This window comes from Shewanella sp. 10N.286.52.A9 (genome assembly GCF_041468985.1).
Lineage (GTDB): Bacteria > Pseudomonadota > Gammaproteobacteria > Enterobacterales > Shewanellaceae > Shewanella > Shewanella japonica.
In genome coordinates this window covers 142380-160252 of record NZ_JBFRJQ010000015.1, presented here as the reverse complement: position 1 = coordinate 160252, position 17873 = coordinate 142380, and the positions used below count along the sequence as shown (strand labels likewise).

Annotated in this window: 8 protein-coding genes; all 8 read left to right on the top strand. The window is 41.2% G+C overall.

The window, feature by feature from the left end:
* The first annotated feature begins 102 nt into the window (after positions 1-102).
* The 8 genes from rmuC to recD all read left to right on the top strand — a co-directional run bounded on the left by rmuC (position 103) and on the right by recD (position 17838).
* Positions 103-1581, top strand: a complete 1479-nt coding sequence (rmuC, locus tag AB4128_RS13150; RefSeq protein WP_080915467.1) for a DNA recombination protein RmuC — start codon at positions 103-105, stop codon at positions 1579-1581.
* A gap of 264 nt (positions 1582-1845) precedes the next feature.
* The gene (locus AB4128_RS13145; RefSeq protein ID WP_372037948.1) at positions 1846-3786 is read left to right on the top strand and encodes a transglycosylase SLT domain-containing protein; all 1941 of its coding nucleotides are present in this window, start codon (positions 1846-1848) and stop codon (positions 3784-3786) included.
* A 129-nt stretch (positions 3787-3915) separates the two neighbouring features.
* The gene (locus AB4128_RS13140) at positions 3916-4827 is read left to right on the top strand and encodes a MoxR family ATPase (RefSeq protein WP_055023823.1); all 912 of its coding nucleotides are present in this window, start codon (positions 3916-3918) and stop codon (positions 4825-4827) included.
* Positions 4828-4832: 5 nt separating this feature from the next.
* Positions 4833-5906: a DUF58 domain-containing protein gene (locus AB4128_RS13135; protein ID WP_192022523.1), complete on the top strand. Its 1074-nt coding sequence runs from the start codon at positions 4833-4835 to the stop codon at positions 5904-5906.
* Positions 5896-7947 carry a DUF3488 and transglutaminase-like domain-containing protein gene (locus AB4128_RS13130; protein ID WP_192022522.1) on the top strand — a complete coding sequence of 684 codons (2052 nt, stop codon included), beginning with the start codon at positions 5896-5898 and terminating at the stop codon, positions 7945-7947. Before AB4128_RS13135 ends, AB4128_RS13130 begins: the two co-directional genes overlap by 11 nt.
* 377 nt (positions 7948-8324) lie before the next feature.
* Positions 8325-11969 (top strand): exodeoxyribonuclease V subunit gamma, encoded by a 3645-nt coding sequence (gene recC / locus AB4128_RS13125; protein WP_372037947.1) that lies wholly within the window; start codon positions 8325-8327, stop codon positions 11967-11969.
* On the top strand, positions 11969-15748 hold the full coding sequence (gene recB, locus AB4128_RS13120) for an exodeoxyribonuclease V subunit beta (protein WP_372037946.1): 3780 nt from the start codon (positions 11969-11971) through the stop codon (positions 15746-15748). The genes recC and recB overlap by 1 nt, the downstream gene beginning before the upstream one ends.
* On the top strand, positions 15745-17838 hold the full coding sequence (gene recD, locus AB4128_RS13115; RefSeq protein ID WP_372037944.1) for an exodeoxyribonuclease V subunit alpha: 2094 nt from the start codon (positions 15745-15747) through the stop codon (positions 17836-17838). The genes recB and recD overlap by 4 nt, the downstream gene beginning before the upstream one ends.
* Positions 17839-17873: the final 35 nt, after the last annotated feature.

The window sequence follows — 17873 nt, the reverse complement described above, 5'->3', positions numbered from 1 at the left end:
TTTATTAATTAAGCGCTTAAGTATGAAATCACTCGATGTTGGCTTGCGCCATGTGCACTGCCATGAGAATCTTAAGCATTCATTTTTAAGCTGGCCGTATTCATGACGCTTCCTACCTCTTTATCCATTGCTGAAATCATCGCCCTCTGTGCTGTCGCCTTTTTAGGGTTATTAATTGGTGCGCTACTTAACCAACGTTTGACCCGCCAACGATGGGAGCAACATCGAGACAAACTCCAAGCTGAAATGGCGCAGTTTGAATCAGATATGGCGATAAAACAGCAATTACTTCAACAACAAATCGACGACAAAGAACTAGCGCTGCATAGTGCTAGAGAAAAAGCAGAACTTTTAATTGCTCAGCTTTCAAAACTTGAAGCGCAAGCTGAAAGGTTACCACTTCTAGAGCAGCAGCTTAGCGACGGCCAACGTAAGTTTATGGAGACTCAACTGGCTCTGTCTAAATCAAATGCGATGCAACAAAGCATCCAATCACAAGCTAACACTGAAAAAGCGGCGCTCAATGACAAAATAGCTTTACTAGAAAGTGCAGAAGAACGATTAAAGTTACAATTTGAAAACCTTGCTAACCGCATATTTGAAGAAAGAAGTGAAAACTTCAAACAACAGAATGTGACACAAATTGATGGGGTTCTAGGGCCGCTAAAACAACAGTTAGAAGGATTTAGGCAGCAAATCCGAGAGTCATATACTCAAGAGCAAACTGAGCGAAGTGCGTTAAAGCACCAACTCGATCACCTCAAAGATCTTAATCTTAAAATGAGCCAAGACGCGATTAATTTAACTAAGGCTTTAAAAGGCGATAATAAGCAGCAAGGCAATTGGGGTGAAGTCATACTAGAGCGTGTTCTGCAAGAAAGTGGCTTACGTGAAGGACACGAATACGACACTCAGCAAGACTTAAAAGATGATGGCGGAAAGCGATTTAAACCAGATGTTATCGTCCACCTGCCTGAACAAAAAGATGTCGTTATTGATGCAAAAATGTCATTAATAGCCTATGAACGTTTCTTTAATAGCGAGGATGAATTAGTACAGCAACAGGCAATTAAAGAGCTTGCGCTATCAGTTCGCCAACATATTAAAGGTTTAAGTCAAAAGGATTACCACAAGCTGCATGGCTTAAAAAGTCTCGACTATGTGTTGATGTTTATTCCAATTGAGCCTGCGTTTTTACTGGCGTTAGAGTCAGATCCGAGTTTAGTCAGCTTTGCACTCGATCATAATATTATGCTGGTCAGTCCAACTAATTTACTCGTCGCACTTCGAACGATTAACAATATTTGGCGTTATGAATATCAGAATCAAAATGCCCAAGCTATCGCTTCGCAAGCCGCAAAAATATATGACAAATTATGTGGCTATGTAGAAGACATGGATAAACTTGGCCGCGCATTAGACACTGCAGATAAAACTTATCAGCAAGCCATGAGTAAGTTGTCACAAGGTAAAGGTAACCTAATTAGACAAGCTCACGTAATGCAAAAATTAGGTGTTGAAACCAGTAAAAATCTTGACCCGCAATTAATTAATAAAGCGTTAGATGAGTCAAAAGAGTAGCGAGTAATTGAGTAAATGAGCAGCACTTTATAACAGCAGTTCAAAAGTGAATATTATCATGCAGGTTTATAATGATGAGCTAGTATTTAAAGGCTCATCATCGTTACTATTATAACCTTTAAGCATGATATAAATGCCATGTACAAACATGCTCTAATATCCGATGAGTAGATGAAGTCGTTGAGTAAGAAAAGTTTAATTAAAATAGGTTCGTAACAATTGGTTTCGCAACAATGTCGTACTGGGACGGAGGTTCTCATTATTATGCGTAACAGTGTGTTTTTTTTAGTTAGTGTATTTATTTGTCTGTTAATGGCAGGGCTTAGCTTGCCGGTTTCGGCTGCAAAAACAACTTATACCACTGAGCAACAACTTTATCTTGATGCCCGTAAAGCACTCGATAAAAAACAAATGAAAACCTACCAGGCGCTGCGAAAAAAACTTGGTGAATATCCATTAAATGTCTACCTTGACTACCATGAAACTGGAAGTGACATCCTGTCGCTAAACGGTGAAGATGCCCATATCGCTATTGAGAAATATAAGAAAACGCCCCTCTATAACACCCTACGCTACCGTTATCTAAAAAATGCAGGGAAACGAAAACAATGGCAGAATTTTTTAGCCATTTCTCCAAACACGCCTAACGATATTGCATTGCAATGCTATTACTATCGAGCGCAACTTTCTCAAGGCAATAAAAAATCCGCCTTCGATGGTGCTGAGCACATGTGGCTTTATGGCCGTTCACGACCAAAAGAATGTGATGTCCTCTTTAGTGAATGGACTAAAGCAGGAAAACGGACTCAGGCATTAATTTGGTCAAGAATGCTATTGAGCTTTAACGAAAATCAATATGGTTTAACTCAATACCTTGCCAGAAAAATAACCAAAAACAAGAAAGAAGCTGACTTACTGATTTCGGTTTATCGAGATCCCAATAGCTTACGCTATACAAAAAAGTTTTCATCAAGCTCAGCTATCGTTGGTGATATTGTCAATGTAGGCATTAGAAAACTTGCTCGAAAAGATCTCAAGCAAGCCGTAAAACTGTATAACAAATATGATAAAGCTAATCGCTTTACTGCCATCAAAGGTCAGCAACTTAACCGATACATCGTCAGAAGAGCACTAATCCGTAAAGAGGCTGATTTACTTGAACACATTGATGCCAGTTTGCCCATATTAGATTCAGATGACCTATTCCAAATACGTTTACGTTGGGCTATCAGTGAACAAGATAATGACAGCATAAAACGTTACCTTGCCTTACTCAGTGATGATGTGATTGATGACAGCCGTTGGCAATATTGGTCTGCCAGAATGGCATCTACTGAAACAAACAACGCCCCCCAAAAAAACACCACAATAGAACAACTCAGCAAAGCTCGTAATTTTTATGGTTTCCATGCGGCGCAATCAATCAACTCACCGCTTGCGATGAACGATGATAAGTTACAGTCCAATCCTAAGCTTGCCGCTAAAATCAATGATGACCCAGCAATGGCCAGAATAGTTGAACTCATTGCAATTGATAAAACCCGAGATGCTCGAGGTGAATGGGTAAGCATGTTACGACGACATGACAATGCCATGCGAGCTGAATATGGTTTATATGCCTTACAGCAAGGTTGGTTTGATTACAGTGTCGAGGCCAGTATTCAAGCGAAACAATGGAACAGCTTGCAACTTAGGTTCCCTAATGCAGCACAAGACTCATTTGAAAAAGCCAGTAAACAGTACCAAGTCGATATTGATGAGATACGCGCCATAGCCAGGCGTGAAAGTGCATTTTACCCTTATGCGACATCCGGTGTAGGTGCAAGAGGATTAATGCAACTCATGCCTGCAACTGCAAAAGAAACCGCTCGTAAAAACAAGCTCAGTTTTAAGAACAAAATTCAGCTTTATCAAGTTGATTATAATGTGCAGTTAGGGAGTGCCTATTACAGCCAATTACTAAAACAGTTTGACCAAAATCGAGTACTAGCCACTGCCGCATACAATGCTGGACCACATCGAGTGACTCGGTGGCTTAAAGAATCCAACGGGACGCTGGATGTTATGAGCTTTATTGAGACGATTCCATTTAAAGAAACTCGAGAGTATGTTCAGGCTGTTTTAAGTTACCGAATGATTTATCAGCATAATAAAAACATTAACGCCAGTATGTTTAGTGAACAAGAAATGGCATTTGCATACTAAATTACACTTTTTCAGTCTTAAAACTTGTTAAATCCTTTCCTTATATTTAACGACAAGGTAACGTAATCAATTCGATGTATTTGTTACTGGCAGTATCATGTTACTGCCAATTAACTAATGGAGTAATGCGTGCCTGCGTCAAAACTACAACAATTATTATCGCAATTAGAAACGGTATTATTAGGAAAACCTCAGCAAATAAAATTGGCCGTCGCCTGTATACTTGCAAAAGGTCACTTACTGATTGAAGATTTACCAGGCATGGGAAAAACCAGTTTGTCTCAAGCGCTTGCGACCTCACTTGGTATGAGCTATCAACGGATTCAATTTACCAGTGATATGTTACCTGCTGATATCCTTGGTGTTTCTATCTATCAGCAACAAACACAAGAATTTCAGTTTCATCCTGGGCCGATCTTTAATCAAATGCTATTAGCTGATGAAATCAACCGAGCAAGCCCTAAAACACAAAGTGCTTTACTTGAGGCAATGGCTGAAAGGCAAATTACTTTAGATGGCGCAACCCATGCCCTTCCCCAACCCTTTTTTGTTATCGCAACGCAAAACCCCATTGAGCAATCAGGGACATTCCCGTTACCAGAGTCGCAATTAGATCGCTTCATGATGCGCATTTCAATTGGCTACCCCAATGAACAAGCTGAACTTGAAATGTTAAAAAGTGATACGGCCAAAAACACCGCTACCACTATGCCGCAATGTTTTACGCCGGATGAACTCATTACTCTTCAATCACTCGTGCAAAAAGTCAGTGCATCGGATGCTGTACTTAAATATTTAATTCATTTGGCACAATATTCTCGAGAACAAGCTGACGGAAATGGCCTATCACCCCGTGCCAGCATCGCTTTACTTGATGCAGCCAAAGCGTGGGCATTTATGCATCAAAGAAACTACGTGGTACCGGAAGACATTCAAGCGGTATTTCATTGTGTAGCCGAGCATCGAATTCGTAATAATAACCCTATACAAGGCCAAGCTATCTCAGATCAAATATTGGCTAACGTTAATCCAATTAGTTAGTGACAATGAACAAGAACATCGGTAATTCTGCTCATTATCAAACTCCGCCCAAGTGGTATTCTCGCTTTATTCCTAAAGTGATAAAGCAGCGCTGGGCGCGTTGGTTAACACGTCGAATCCCACCCAACCAACAAGTGACGTTAAGCCATAAAAGCATTTTTATCCTACCGAGTGCCTTTGGTATCGCATGGTTTATGTTAATCGTCGTGCTTTATTTATTCGGCACCAATTATCAAAACAACCTAGTCATTGGCTTAAGCTTATTACTCGCAAGTGTGCTGCATACGTGTATCATTTACAGTTATAAAAACCTGGCAGGTTTAACATTAACAGCCTCTATGCCGCCAGAGAGTATCGCTAATACCAGCTTGGCATTTCCGGTTGTTCTTTCGAGTAAACAAAAAAAGGATTTAAGCCACACAAACCACCAGCAGATTTGTTTAAACTTTGCTCAGCAACGCCATATTCGTATTGGTGATGTCGGTGAATCCTTCAACGCAACGGTCGGATATTCGCCTCAAAATAGAGGACCATTCAATCCAGGTCGTATTCAAGTTTCTTCTAACTTCCCATTGGGTTTATTTCGCGCTTGGTCCTATGTTGATTTAAACATCGAGCAGCTCATTTTCGCTGAGCCATTGCAAACAACCGTTTCACTTACCAGTTTAGATGATGACAATAATACCGAGTTTGAACACGGTAAATTACAACCAGGAGTTGATGATTACAAAGGGTTGAAAACTTATGTTGAAGGTGAATCGTTAAAGCAAGTGGCATGGAAACAATGGGCGCAAGGGCGTGGCATGCTCAGTAAAGAGTTCGCTCAGCCAGAAGGTAAACCCGTATGGTTAAGCCTAGCGGACACACAAGGTGATGATCTTGAACATAAACTCAGTAAATTAGCATGGCAGGTCAACGCGTTATCACAAGCCCATCAAATATTTGGTTTAGCATTAGATAATCAAATCATCGAACAAGACAGCGGCGAGTCACACCGAAAACAATGCCAACAATTGATAGCAAGTTATGGTTATCGAGATATTACCCGTTCAACACAAGGTGAACTCGATGAAAATTAGCGATGATTTTAATGAGAATATTAGCCGTAACACCTTATTTTGGCTGTTGCTAACTAATGCCTTGGTATTATCACCACTATACCAAGACGCCACACTGTGGAGCATTGGTATTTGCTGTATATGCTTTGTTTGGCGCATCGGCATTTATTTTGGCAAAGTCGCGGCCCCGCCTAAATTGCTGGTCACCAGTCTGGCTATTGGCGCAGCGATAACATTAGGTTTAGTGTCAAAAGAAATCGGTATGCTCAATGCACTCGTTAATTTATTGATACTTGGTTACGCCTTAAAATACATCGAGATGCGCCAAATACGTGATGTAAAAGTGGTTGTTTTAGTCGGGTATTTTCTCATTGCCTTCGCCTTATTAGAGCGTCAAAGCATGCTTGATACGGTGCACTTACTCTTTGTTTCGCTAATCAATACCTGTGTACTTATCAGTGTTTATCAACATGCGACTCGTAAGATAAACTTCAGCTTTGGCGCTAAAGTGTTACTCCAAAGCCTTCCTTTGGCTATCTTGCTTTTTATTGTATTTCCTCGCCTTGGCCCTCTTTGGTTAGCGCCCAGCATGAAAAATGCGACAACAGGCTTATCTGATGAAGTGTCATTGGGCGATATCAGTAAACTGACGCGCTCACCTGATTTGGCATTTAGAGTGGGGTTTGACAACGAATCATCCAACGCCAGCAAGATCCAACTTATCCCTAATGAGGCGTTATATTGGCGTGCCCTTGTAATGGAGAATTACGATGGTAAAACGTGGAAACAAGCAAACTTGCGTAAAAATGCGCAGCAGCGAGCTTATCGCGAGCGCAACCAAAGAGCGATGCCAGCTCAAGTTGAGCAATCCAATTCGCTTAATTATCAAGTGATCACTGAGCCGACTTATCAGAAATGGTTATTTGGCTTAGATCAGGCATTTTCAGAAACGGATCACGTTGTTGAAATGGATGACTTTCGCTTATATTCCGTCAGGAATATTGACCAACGTTTCAGTTACCGCGTGACTTCTTACCCTATGAGTATGCTTGAGCCTGTGCTAACACCACTGACTAAACGGATAAATCTATCACTGCCGAAAGAAACCAACCCTCAGACTCAAGCTTTAGCTCAGCAGTTCGTAAAAGATTACCCGGAGCCACTGCCTCGCATTAACGCTATGATGCAGTATTTTAATCAACAGTCTTATTTTTATACCTTGAGTCCACCGCCGTTGGGCAACAATCAAGTGGATGACTTTTTATTTAAAAACAAAGCAGGATTTTGTTCTCACTACGCATCAGCGTTAGTGTTTATGGCACGCTCCAGCGGAATACCAGCACGTATGGTGGCTGGTTATCAAGGTGGTGAATACAACCCTAAAGCCGGTTATTACAGTATTTATCAGTATATGGCACATGCTTGGACTGAAGTATGGATTGAAGGCCGAGGTTGGATAAGGTTAGACCCGACTGCGATGATTGCACCTGAGCGGATCTTGGATGGGTTCGATGCCATGTTTACAGGTCAAGACAGTTACCTTCAAGATAGTCTTTTTACCAGCTTACGAGTAAAAGAAATTCCTTGGTTAAATGACATTCGTCTACAGTTAGCCAGCTTAGACTTTTACTGGAGTGTTTGGGTTTTAGGTTTCGATGAGGAACGTCAGCAGCAAGTGCTAAGTGAACTATTAGGTGAGGTCAATACCAGTAAAATCATTATCTTAATGATTGTGAGCTTTAGCATCATCGCACTGGTTATTGCGTATTATGCAGGCGTATTTGCATTAAAGCCTAAACAAGATCCATTAATTAAACGCTATAGCCATATTTGCTCAAAATTTGCTGACAAGGGTTACCCAAGAGAAACAATGCCTCCACAAGCCTTTGCAAACTTTATTCATCAAGCTATTCATCAAGAGCAGCCACAACTAGCTGCTGATTTTAATAAAATGACCGAACACTTTATCGCACTGCAATATCAAGTATTAAATGATAAGCAAGCCCAGCAACATCAAACATTATTTAAACGTTATTTTAGAAAAGTTAAGCAAGGTTTATAGCGATTAAAGCGCCTTTCGAATTTAATTAGCATTAACCAATATTTAGGTTAGCTAATATAGATTGGTTCAAGACAAGCGAATCTAGGGTTAATTCAAGCGTGAGCAAGATTATCCATCTCAATATTTCCTCGAACTTTTGTCATCACAATCAGACATCCGAAAACAAAACCTCATAAAGCGACGCTAAAGATTTCAGGAGGCAAAGCGATGTTCATTGCACTAACTTGTCAGACTCTCGTCAGTAAGCATAAAGACAACCGTGGCTTTATCGCGATTAGGCGTATTTATGACCCAGTAAAATGACTCCTACATAAAAGTCTTTAAAACGACATTACAACCACTTAGAATGGTTTTTATCATCAGCTTTCGAGTCAGTTATGCTTAGATTAATTCAATCAAATCAGATGGAAGTGTTATCGGAACAACTTTCTAAAATGTTGGCAATTCCACTTGATTCAACGCATTTACTGGCCAGTGAACATATCTTGGTACAAAGCCCTGGTATGTCGACTTGGTTAAGGCTTGAAGTCGCTAAATACAATGGCATTGCTGCAGCGCTTTCATTCCCATTGCCTTCAAGTTTTACTTGGCAATTATGCCACGAACTCTTACCTGATGTTCCAAAAGACAATGCGTTTACTAAAGCTGCAATGACGTGGAAGTTAATGGACTTGTTACCCAAGTTATTAACGGATGAAGATTTTGCGCCATTAAAAGCTTACCTTGAGCAGCAAGCGAGTACATTAGTCGAACCCACTACGACTAGCAACGAACTCTCACCTTTATATGCTCAACATCAACAACATTTTGATGCGATGAAGCTATACCAATTATGTGGTCGAATAGCCGATATATTCGATCAATATTTAGTATACCGTCCACACTGGATACTTGGCTGGGAGCAAAATGAGCATCCTTTGTCTCTTGAAGATAATCAGTTATGGCAACCTAAACTATGGCGAGCATTAATTGAATACAACCAACATCAAGTTAATGCCAGTTTGTATCACAGAGCTAACTTGCATCAGGATTTAATTACAGCACTGCAAAACCCAAATACGGTAATCGAATCTCTACCTGAACGTTTATTTGTATTTGGTATTTCATCTATGCCTCCGCAAACGTTAGAAGTGCTATATCACCTTGCAGAACGTATTGAAGTTATTATGTTCTCACTCAGTCCTTGCCAGCATTACTGGGGGGATATTGTTGACCCGAAAGCCCGTGCTCGCATGGCGCTTCAGTATGCCAATAAAAAGCAGCTAGGCGAGCAATGGGAAGAAAAACTTGAAGTCGGTAACCCTATCTTAGCGAACAACGGAAAAATGGGCCGTGAGCTATTGGATTTAATGCTCGCGCTACCTGCAGAGCATACTGATTTTAGTTATGATTGTTATGTTGAACCCAGCCAATCCACCGATGAGTTAAGCCTACTACATGGTTTGCAATATGATATTTTGCAAATGGAAACCTTAGGTGAGCCATTAGGGCCAGATGCGCATTTTTATCAAAACACCGAAGCTCGAAGAACATTACATTCAAGCGACGATTCCATCACATTGCGCAGCTGTCATAGTCCATTGCGAGAAGTCGAAACGCTGCACGACCACCTTTTACATTTATTATCAAATGATGCCGACTTATTACCAAAAGACATTGTGATCATGATGCCAGATGTGGCCGCTTACGCCCCCTACATCGACGCTGTTTTTGGCACAGGAAACAGTCAGCAACAACATGGAAATCGCTATATTCCTTATGCCATTGCTGACCGAGGTGCTGCGCAAGAATCTCCATTAATCAATAGTTTTTTAAACTTACTCAATATTAATCAAAGCCGCTTTGGCTTAACTGAGATTGTTAGCATTCTTGAAGTTCCAGCCATTTTACGTAAATTTCAACTAGATGATGACGGATTACAGCTTATTAGGCGCTGGTTAGATGATGCTAACGTTCGCTGGGGGCGTGATGAACACACCCGCGTTCAACAGGGTGTACCAGGTTTTAATCAAAACTCTTGGGCTTTTGGTATTACACGGTTAATTCAAGGCTACGCGTTTAATGATGAGTCCTCTATTTATCATGACACTTTGCTGGTTAAAGGGGTTGAAGGACAGTCAGCACAAACGTTAGGGTTTTTACTCAACTTTTTAGAAGCCATTGACGAATACCAACTTCAACTTGCAACCCCTTGCCCTACGCTTGAGCGTATTGAGCAACTCTATCAACTGCTGGAAGTATTCTTTGAAGCTGATGATGACGAACGTGAACAAGTACAAACCATTCGCGAAGCGCTCACCGCCTTAAAGGATGAGTTAGAAGCTGCAGGCCATCATGGTTCGCTCGATATTGAAGTATTAAAACAATGGTTTAATCATCGTCTTAACGAATCCCGTGTGGGTCAGCGTTATCTAGCGGGCAGCGTTAACTTCTGCACCCTTATGCCAATGCGCTCCATTCCATTTAAAGTCGTTTGTTTACTTGGTATGAATGATGGGGTTTACCCACGAGTTCAACACCCTGTTGGCTTTGACTTAATGGCGCATAACGGCGCAATGAAAGGTGACCGCTCTCGTCGTTTAGATGACAGATACCTATTTTTAGAAGCCTTATTATCAGCTCGACAACAACTTTATATTAGTTACATTGGCCACTCTGAGCGTGATAATGCTGAGCGTATTCCGTCAATGTTAGTATCTGAGTTAATTGAATATTATCAGCTTTGTTATTTTGCGGATTATCGTTTACTCACGAATAATAAACAGCGCAGAGATATCAATAACGATGACGCAAACCTCGCCATTATTGAGCATCTAATTATTCAGCAACCATTACAGCCTTTCGACGCAAAGTTATTTTCCCCAAGCGAACAGCTCACGACAAACAGCTCGCCATCATTAATGCAAAGTTATAATCATCAATGGTGTCCGCCACAACATGATCCCAGCGCAGAAAGTCAACGCCCTTTTATTACAGCTAAACAAACCATCGATATTGATTGGCAGCTTGAAGAAGCAATGCCCGCCCAAGCAACAGCGGACGTACCTAATGTAGATATTGGCCGACACACACTTGAGCTTTCAGCCTTGCTTCGGTTTTATCGCAGCCCAGCACAATTTTTTTTAAATCGCAGCTTAAAAGTAGATTTCAATCTTCGTATTCAAGCTGATGATAATGATGAGCCGTTTAACTTAGATTCACTCGAGCGATATAAACTGCAATCGTCCCTGCTAGACAGTGCGATTAGCAACCAGTTAGAGCACGCAGATATGGAATTTATCGCCCAATTAAAAGCCAGCGGCGAGCTTCCGATGCGTCCTTTTGATGACTTGTTGCTTAACCAATATCAGCGAGATATCGCTCCATTAATTGGTCGAATTCAATTTTTAACCGCGGACCAAGAAAACACGCGAGAAGTTGATGTTGATTTGTGCTTTAACCACATGCCGTTGAATCAACAGCAAAACATTCAAGTCAATGTCGTCGGTCGTATCGATAATATTTATCCTAAAGGTCAAATTAATTATCGACCTGGCACAGCCCATGGTCGTGACTTTTTACGAGTGTACTTACGTCATCTTTGTATCAATGCTTCTGGCATTGAAAAAAACAGTTACCTATTAGATATCGGTCATTTTCATGCCTTTACTGCCATAAAGCAGGCTCAAGCCTACACACTGCTACAGCAATTTGTGCAAGGTTACCTTAATGGTCAAAACAAACCATTATGCTTTATGCCTCGCACAGCCCTTGCCTACGTTGAAGCCGAAGGCGAGCATGCTGACAAGTTATTAGCAGCTCAAAGCCAATGGATAGATGAGCAAACAGAATTTGGCGAAGGTAACGATCCCCATAACAAACGATTATTTCAATTCCCAGATGACTTTACCGAAGTTGAGTTTGGCAGCACAGCGATGCAATTATTGAGTCCTATGCTGAGTGTGTATCACAAAGGGACATTAGCAGAGTTAGATGAATACATTAGCGAGATCACCAGTGTTAACACAGAGGGCAGCCACTAATGACCAACGTCACTAAGCTTGACCCGCTCACTTTACCTTTTGCAGGCAGTAGTTTAATCGAAGCCAGTGCTGGTACAGGTAAGACCTACACAATATCGGGTTTGTACTTACGCTTGTTATTAGGTGATAGAGACAAAGCACCATTAACTTGTGAACAAATTTTGGTGGTGACTTTTACCAATGCGGCAACAGAAGAACTTCGTGACCGTATTCGTAAACGTATTCAAGTGGCGTTTAAATGCTTTCTTGGGCTTGAAACCGGCGATGCCTTCGTCAATGCCCTTTATCAACAAATGCCTGTCGAAGAACATTCAATGGCATTAAGGCGATTAGATTTAGCCTTAAAATCATTAGATGAAGCAGCCATTTTTACCATTCATGGTTTCTGTCAGCGCATTCTATCGGATATGGCATTCGAGTCATCTTTACTGTTTGAGTCTGAATTTACTCTGGATGACAGTGAATTTTTACATCATGCCGTTCGAGATTGCTGGCGTGAGGCCTGTTACCCACTACCGCCTGTATTAGCCCAAGTCATTGCAAATGAGTTTGGTAGCCCTGATGAACTAGCGAAGCAATTACGGCAATTATTAGGTGCAACCCAAGCCAGTACTTCTCTTGTTACTAAAGACTTTAACAAGCTCACCACAGAGCTAAGTCAAAGCTTATCTCGTTTTAAAATGCGCTGGAAAGCAGATAGTGAAGCAGAACTTGAATTACTACACAGCTTGCCTTTAAACGGCGCAAGGTTTGGTAAAAAAGCCGATGATTACCCCAAGCTTGCAGCCATGTTTGATAAACTAACTCATTGGGCTAGTGCTGAGCACGCGAGTTTGCCGCCAATTAAAGAACTTGAAATGCTGGCATTATCAGGACTTAAACTCAATAAAGGCGGTGAAATACCCACACCTTCTGAAGCACAATTATTGGATCATATCGAGTGCTTATTCGACTTAATTAACCAAATTAAACCGGCTTTTTTAGTTAAAGCCAAAGAGGGTATTAAGTTACGTTTTGCTATGCAAAAAGCGCAGCGCAACTTAATGACACCAGATGACTTACTGATGACTTTAGCTGGGGCGCTTCATTCTGTAGTCACTAACGAAACTAACGCAGAATCTGACGACATGGCGTTGGCATCAAATACACAAACTGCACAGCAATTAGCAAAAGCGATTTCAACACGCTTTCCTGTGGCATTAATTGATGAATTCCAAGATACTGACCCGCTTCAATTTGCGATATTTTCAGCAATTTATCAGCAACAGACTCAACTAGAAAAACTGAGTTTACTCATGATTGGCGATCCTAAGCAGGCCATTTATGCTTTTCGTGGTGCCGATATTCATACCTATATTAGTGCAAGAAAACAAACTCAATCGCATTACAACCTTGAAACGAATTATCGCTCATCAACCGCTTTGGTTAATGGGGTGAATCAATTATTTAGCCAGCACGATGATCCTTTTATCAGCGATGCGATTCCTTATGATGTCGTTAACACGCCAAAAAGCGCCGATACAAAAGTACTTACTGAAGCGAATAATGACCGCTCAGCCCTTCGAATAAAATTGTTATCTGAAAATGAAAGCGGATTAAACAAAACCACCGCTAGAAAACAACTCGCAGGTGATGCAGCCAGTGAAATCAAACGACTGCTCACTGAATCTCAAGCAGGACAATGCCACCATAATGGTAAAGCACTCGTGGCTAAAGATATTGCTGTATTAGTGAGAGACAGAAATGAAGCGGCCGTAATGAAGCAGGCATTAAGTCAGCGTAATATCGGCGCAGTTTTTTTAAGTCGTGATAGTGTTTTTAAAACCCAAGAAGCTTTTGAACTCGCCATCATTCTGCGAGCCCTTGCCACGCCAAAAGATGAACGCTGTTTGCGAGCCGCAATGGCGACTGAACTCATGGGTTATAACGCCTTGCAAATTCATCAGTTCAATCAAGATGAAGAGCAGCGACAAACCTTATTAGACACCTTCGCACAATGGCACCAATTATGGTCTAGGCATGGGATCATGCCTGCACTGTTATCATTGGCTAATGAAACTCAGCTTATTCGACGCTTTTTGTCTCAAAGTCATAGTCATTCAAAAATTGACAACAAAATTGAGTCAGAGAATGATACCAGTCAACTTCATGAGAGTGGTGAGCGACGCTTAACCGATTTTCGTCATCTCTCTGAGTTATTGCAGCAAAAAGCCACTGAACTTGATGGCAGTAGCGCATTGATTAATTGGTTTGAGCAACAATTAATTGAAGCTCAAGGCAGTGATGAGCAACAGTTAAGATTAGAAAGTGAGCAGAATCTTGTTCAAATTGTCACGATTCATAAGAGTAAAGGCCTTGAGTACCCTGTTTGTTTTGTACCTTTTATCAGTTTAGCCCGTGACAATCGCAGAAAGCCGACACCAATGCTGTATCACCAAGATGATCAACTCATTTGGGATGTAGAAGGCACCAAAGAAGGTTGGGAGCAATACAAACAAGAAAACCTCGCTGAAGATTTACGCTTGTTATACGTCGCCCTAACCCGCCCTGTGTATGTATGCTATCTCTATATAGCCAATCACAGCCGTATGTTAAAAGCAGGCATTAGTAGCCAATTATTTGAGACTGCAATCGGTTATTTACTTGGCATCACCAGCAAAGATTGCGATTTTGAACAGCTAGAACAGCAAGCACAAAAATTACTGCATCTGGAATCGGATGATGAACTATACCGCTGTGCAATCAGTATCACTGAAATTAATCAAATCGATGAGTCCGTATTTGTTGACAGCCAAACGTCTTTAGAAGCCTTAGCTGCCAATACACTCAATCGAGGTTACGATACGCCTTGGCGTGTCGGAAGCTATTCAGGTTTAGTAAAACACTTAGCTCATGAGAAAGTGTCACCTGGCGCTGACGATGAAGATTTCAGCCAAGAGCTACAAGTTGCATTTGAACCCAGTAATGACATCAACCCATTTGATAGTGAAGCAGAAGTTAATGCCATTAATCGCTTCACCTTTGAGCGTGGTGCCAATGCGGGTAGCTTTATGCATTTAGTAATGGAATTATTTGACTTCACCCAAGCCGATATTGAACTTGCTCCTGCACTAGAAAAAGCCATGGAGCAATACGGTTTTGATAAAGAGACATGGACGAATACCTTAACCGAATGGTACCAGCAAATACTGCATACTCCATTACTCACCGGCTTTATCGACAATGATCAACAACTGCTGAACTCAGATGGAAATATCATTAGCTTAAGTGAGCTAACCCCAAAACAAACATTGGTTGAAATGGAGTTTTATCTACCAATTACTCGTCTTAAAGCCCAAGGGTTAAATACAATATTATCTCAATTTGGCTACGATGCTGGCTTTGAGTTTGATGAATTACAAGGCATGCTCAAAGGCTTTATTGATTTAACCTTCGAGTACCAAGGACGTTTTTATATAGCCGATTACAAATCGAATCATTTAGGTGAAAATTTTAGTGATTACGATACTCATGCAATGGCAAAAGCCATCAGCAGTCATCGTTATAATCTGCAATATATTTTGTACACCTTAGCGCTGCACCGTTACTTAGCATTAAGGCTTCCGCAGTATGATTACAATACACATATTGGCGGCTGCTTCTATCTATTTTTACGTGGAATGACACCACATGAGCCTCAAACTGGCGTCTTTTTTGATAAGCCTCCTCAAGCGCTTATAGACGCATTAGACAGGTTATTTCAACAAGGTGATGACACCTATTTGGAGTCGCTAAAATGAAATCAATACTCCAATTACAAGCCCCGATTCAACAATTACTGAAACACTGGCAACAACAGGGTCTTATAACGCCTCTTGACCGCCATTTTGCGTTAGAAATGCTAAAAATGCAGCGTAGCCATGTTGATGCCAGTCATAGACAGCAAGATGACGCGTTTTTACTGTTTATATGCGCCTTATTAAGCCAGCAACTGTCTAGCCAACACAGTTGTTTAGTGATCAGTAATATCAACCTCGAAAACCCGTTATGTGAACAACTGGCTTTATGCCAAATAAAAATTAATCATGGGCAGTTAGAGGATGAAATCAAACAATTAAGTTGTGTTGGTGAGCCCGAAGATAATTTGCCATTAATCATTGAATATGGACGCCTGTATCTAAACAAATACTATCATTTCGAGGCTCAAGTTGCTCAACGGCTTAATCAAATGGCAGCTATCAACTTAGTGTCCAATACTGAGTTACTGCCAGCCTACCTTAATGATTTGTTTGATGAGCAAGTAAATAGTAAACAGAACAACACGAATGAACCTCTCATCAATTGGCAAAAAGTGGCTACAGCAACCGCATTAACTAAATCTTTAGCGGTAATTACTGGCGGGCCTGGAACCGGTAAAACCACCACAGTCACCAAATTATTATTATTGCTATTAACTCAGTCATCATTGACCATCAAGTTAGTGGCGCCAACAGGGAAAGCTGCCGCAAGATTAAGTGAATCAATTAAAGCGTCAAAAGCAAGGCTAGCAAGTCAGGTAGAACAGACTGGTAAACAGGAACTTAAAGATGCGCTAACACGTATCCCTGAAGAAGCAGCGACTTTGCACCGGTTATTAGGCGTGATTCCGAATTCTCACACCTTTCGCCATAATAAAGCCAATCCATTGCGATTAGATTTATTAGTCGTAGATGAAGCGTCCATGGTGGACTTACCCATGATGCATAAATTGCTCAGTGCATTACCACTCAATGCACGGCTAATTTTATTGGGCGATCAAGATCAATTAGCCTCTGTTGAAGCTGGCGCAGTCCTTGCTGATATCTGTTCTGGCCTTCAACAGCATCAAGTAAATGCAAACACTACAACTCAGCCTTGGCAAATGCGTTACTCTGCCGAGCAAGCTCAGTTGCTTGAAAAACTGACCCATCAACCCACCAGCCAATTCGTTCACCCCCAACCTATGATTGGTGACAACCTTTGTATGTTAATGCACAGCCACAGGTTTAAAGGCGATGCTGGTATTGGTTTATTAGCGAGTGCTGTTAATTATGTCGATATTGCGGGTATTCGCCGAGAATGGCAGCATGGTCACCAAGAGCTCACTTGGATTGAACATCAGGCTCAAGCTACAACTCAAGGACATTCACCTGTAGCAGGCACGAGTAAAACCCAAGCAAATACTCAAAGTCTGCAACTTCTACAGGTATCTGTTGCAGCTTATGGTCAGTACTTGCAAATGATCCTTGATAACCAATATGCCTATACGCAACTTGAATCTAGCTCAGCGGCGCTGGAAAACTTACATAGCCCAACAGCCATTATCGACAGTTTTAACCAATACCGCATTTTATGCGCGATGCGTTCAGGCGAGTTTGGCGTAGATGGGATGAACCTTGCGATGACCAATGTGCTTAAAGAAAATCAATGGATCAAGCCAAGCCAAGAGTTTTACTTAGGTCGCCCAATCATCATTCAAAGTAATGATTACAACTTAGGCTTATTTAACGGTGATATCGGGCTTATTTTACAAGACGAGCAAAAACCAGAACGCTTAATGGCTTATTTTGTTAAAGCCGACGGTAGCTTATTAAAAGTACAGCCTGCTCGTTTACCTAACCACGACACCTGCTTTGCGATGACCGTACATAAAAGCCAAGGCAGTGAGTTTGAACAAGTGGCTTTTGTATTACCGCAAAAGCCCAGCAACGCTCAATGGCAATTGCTCACAAAAGAACTTGTTTACACCGCAATCACTCGTGCTAAAGAACACTTTATTTGTTTAGGCTCGCCTTATGTTTTTGAAAAAGCATGTCAACAGGTCACTTCAAGGGCATCAGGTCTAGCAATAAGATTATGGGGAACTCATTAATACTGAGTCGTTAATATAGAAATAGTTAATATCTA

Coding starts and splice junctions, on each gene's coding strand:
- recC (WP_372037947.1), top strand. CDS start 8,325: ATGCTTAGATTAATTCAATCAAATCAGATGGAAGTGTTATCGGAACAA.
- AB4128_RS13130 (WP_192022522.1), top strand. CDS start 5,896: ATGAAAATTAGCGATGATTTTAATGAGAATATTAGCCGTAACACCTTA.
- recB (WP_372037946.1), top strand. CDS start 11,969: ATGACCAACGTCACTAAGCTTGACCCGCTCACTTTACCTTTTGCAGGC.
- AB4128_RS13145 (WP_372037948.1), top strand. CDS start 1,846: ATGCGTAACAGTGTGTTTTTTTTAGTTAGTGTATTTATTTGTCTGTTA.
- AB4128_RS13135 (WP_192022523.1), top strand. CDS start 4,833: ATGAACAAGAACATCGGTAATTCTGCTCATTATCAAACTCCGCCCAAG.
- rmuC (WP_080915467.1), top strand. CDS start 103: ATGACGCTTCCTACCTCTTTATCCATTGCTGAAATCATCGCCCTCTGT.
- recD (WP_372037944.1), top strand. CDS start 15,745: ATGAAATCAATACTCCAATTACAAGCCCCGATTCAACAATTACTGAAA.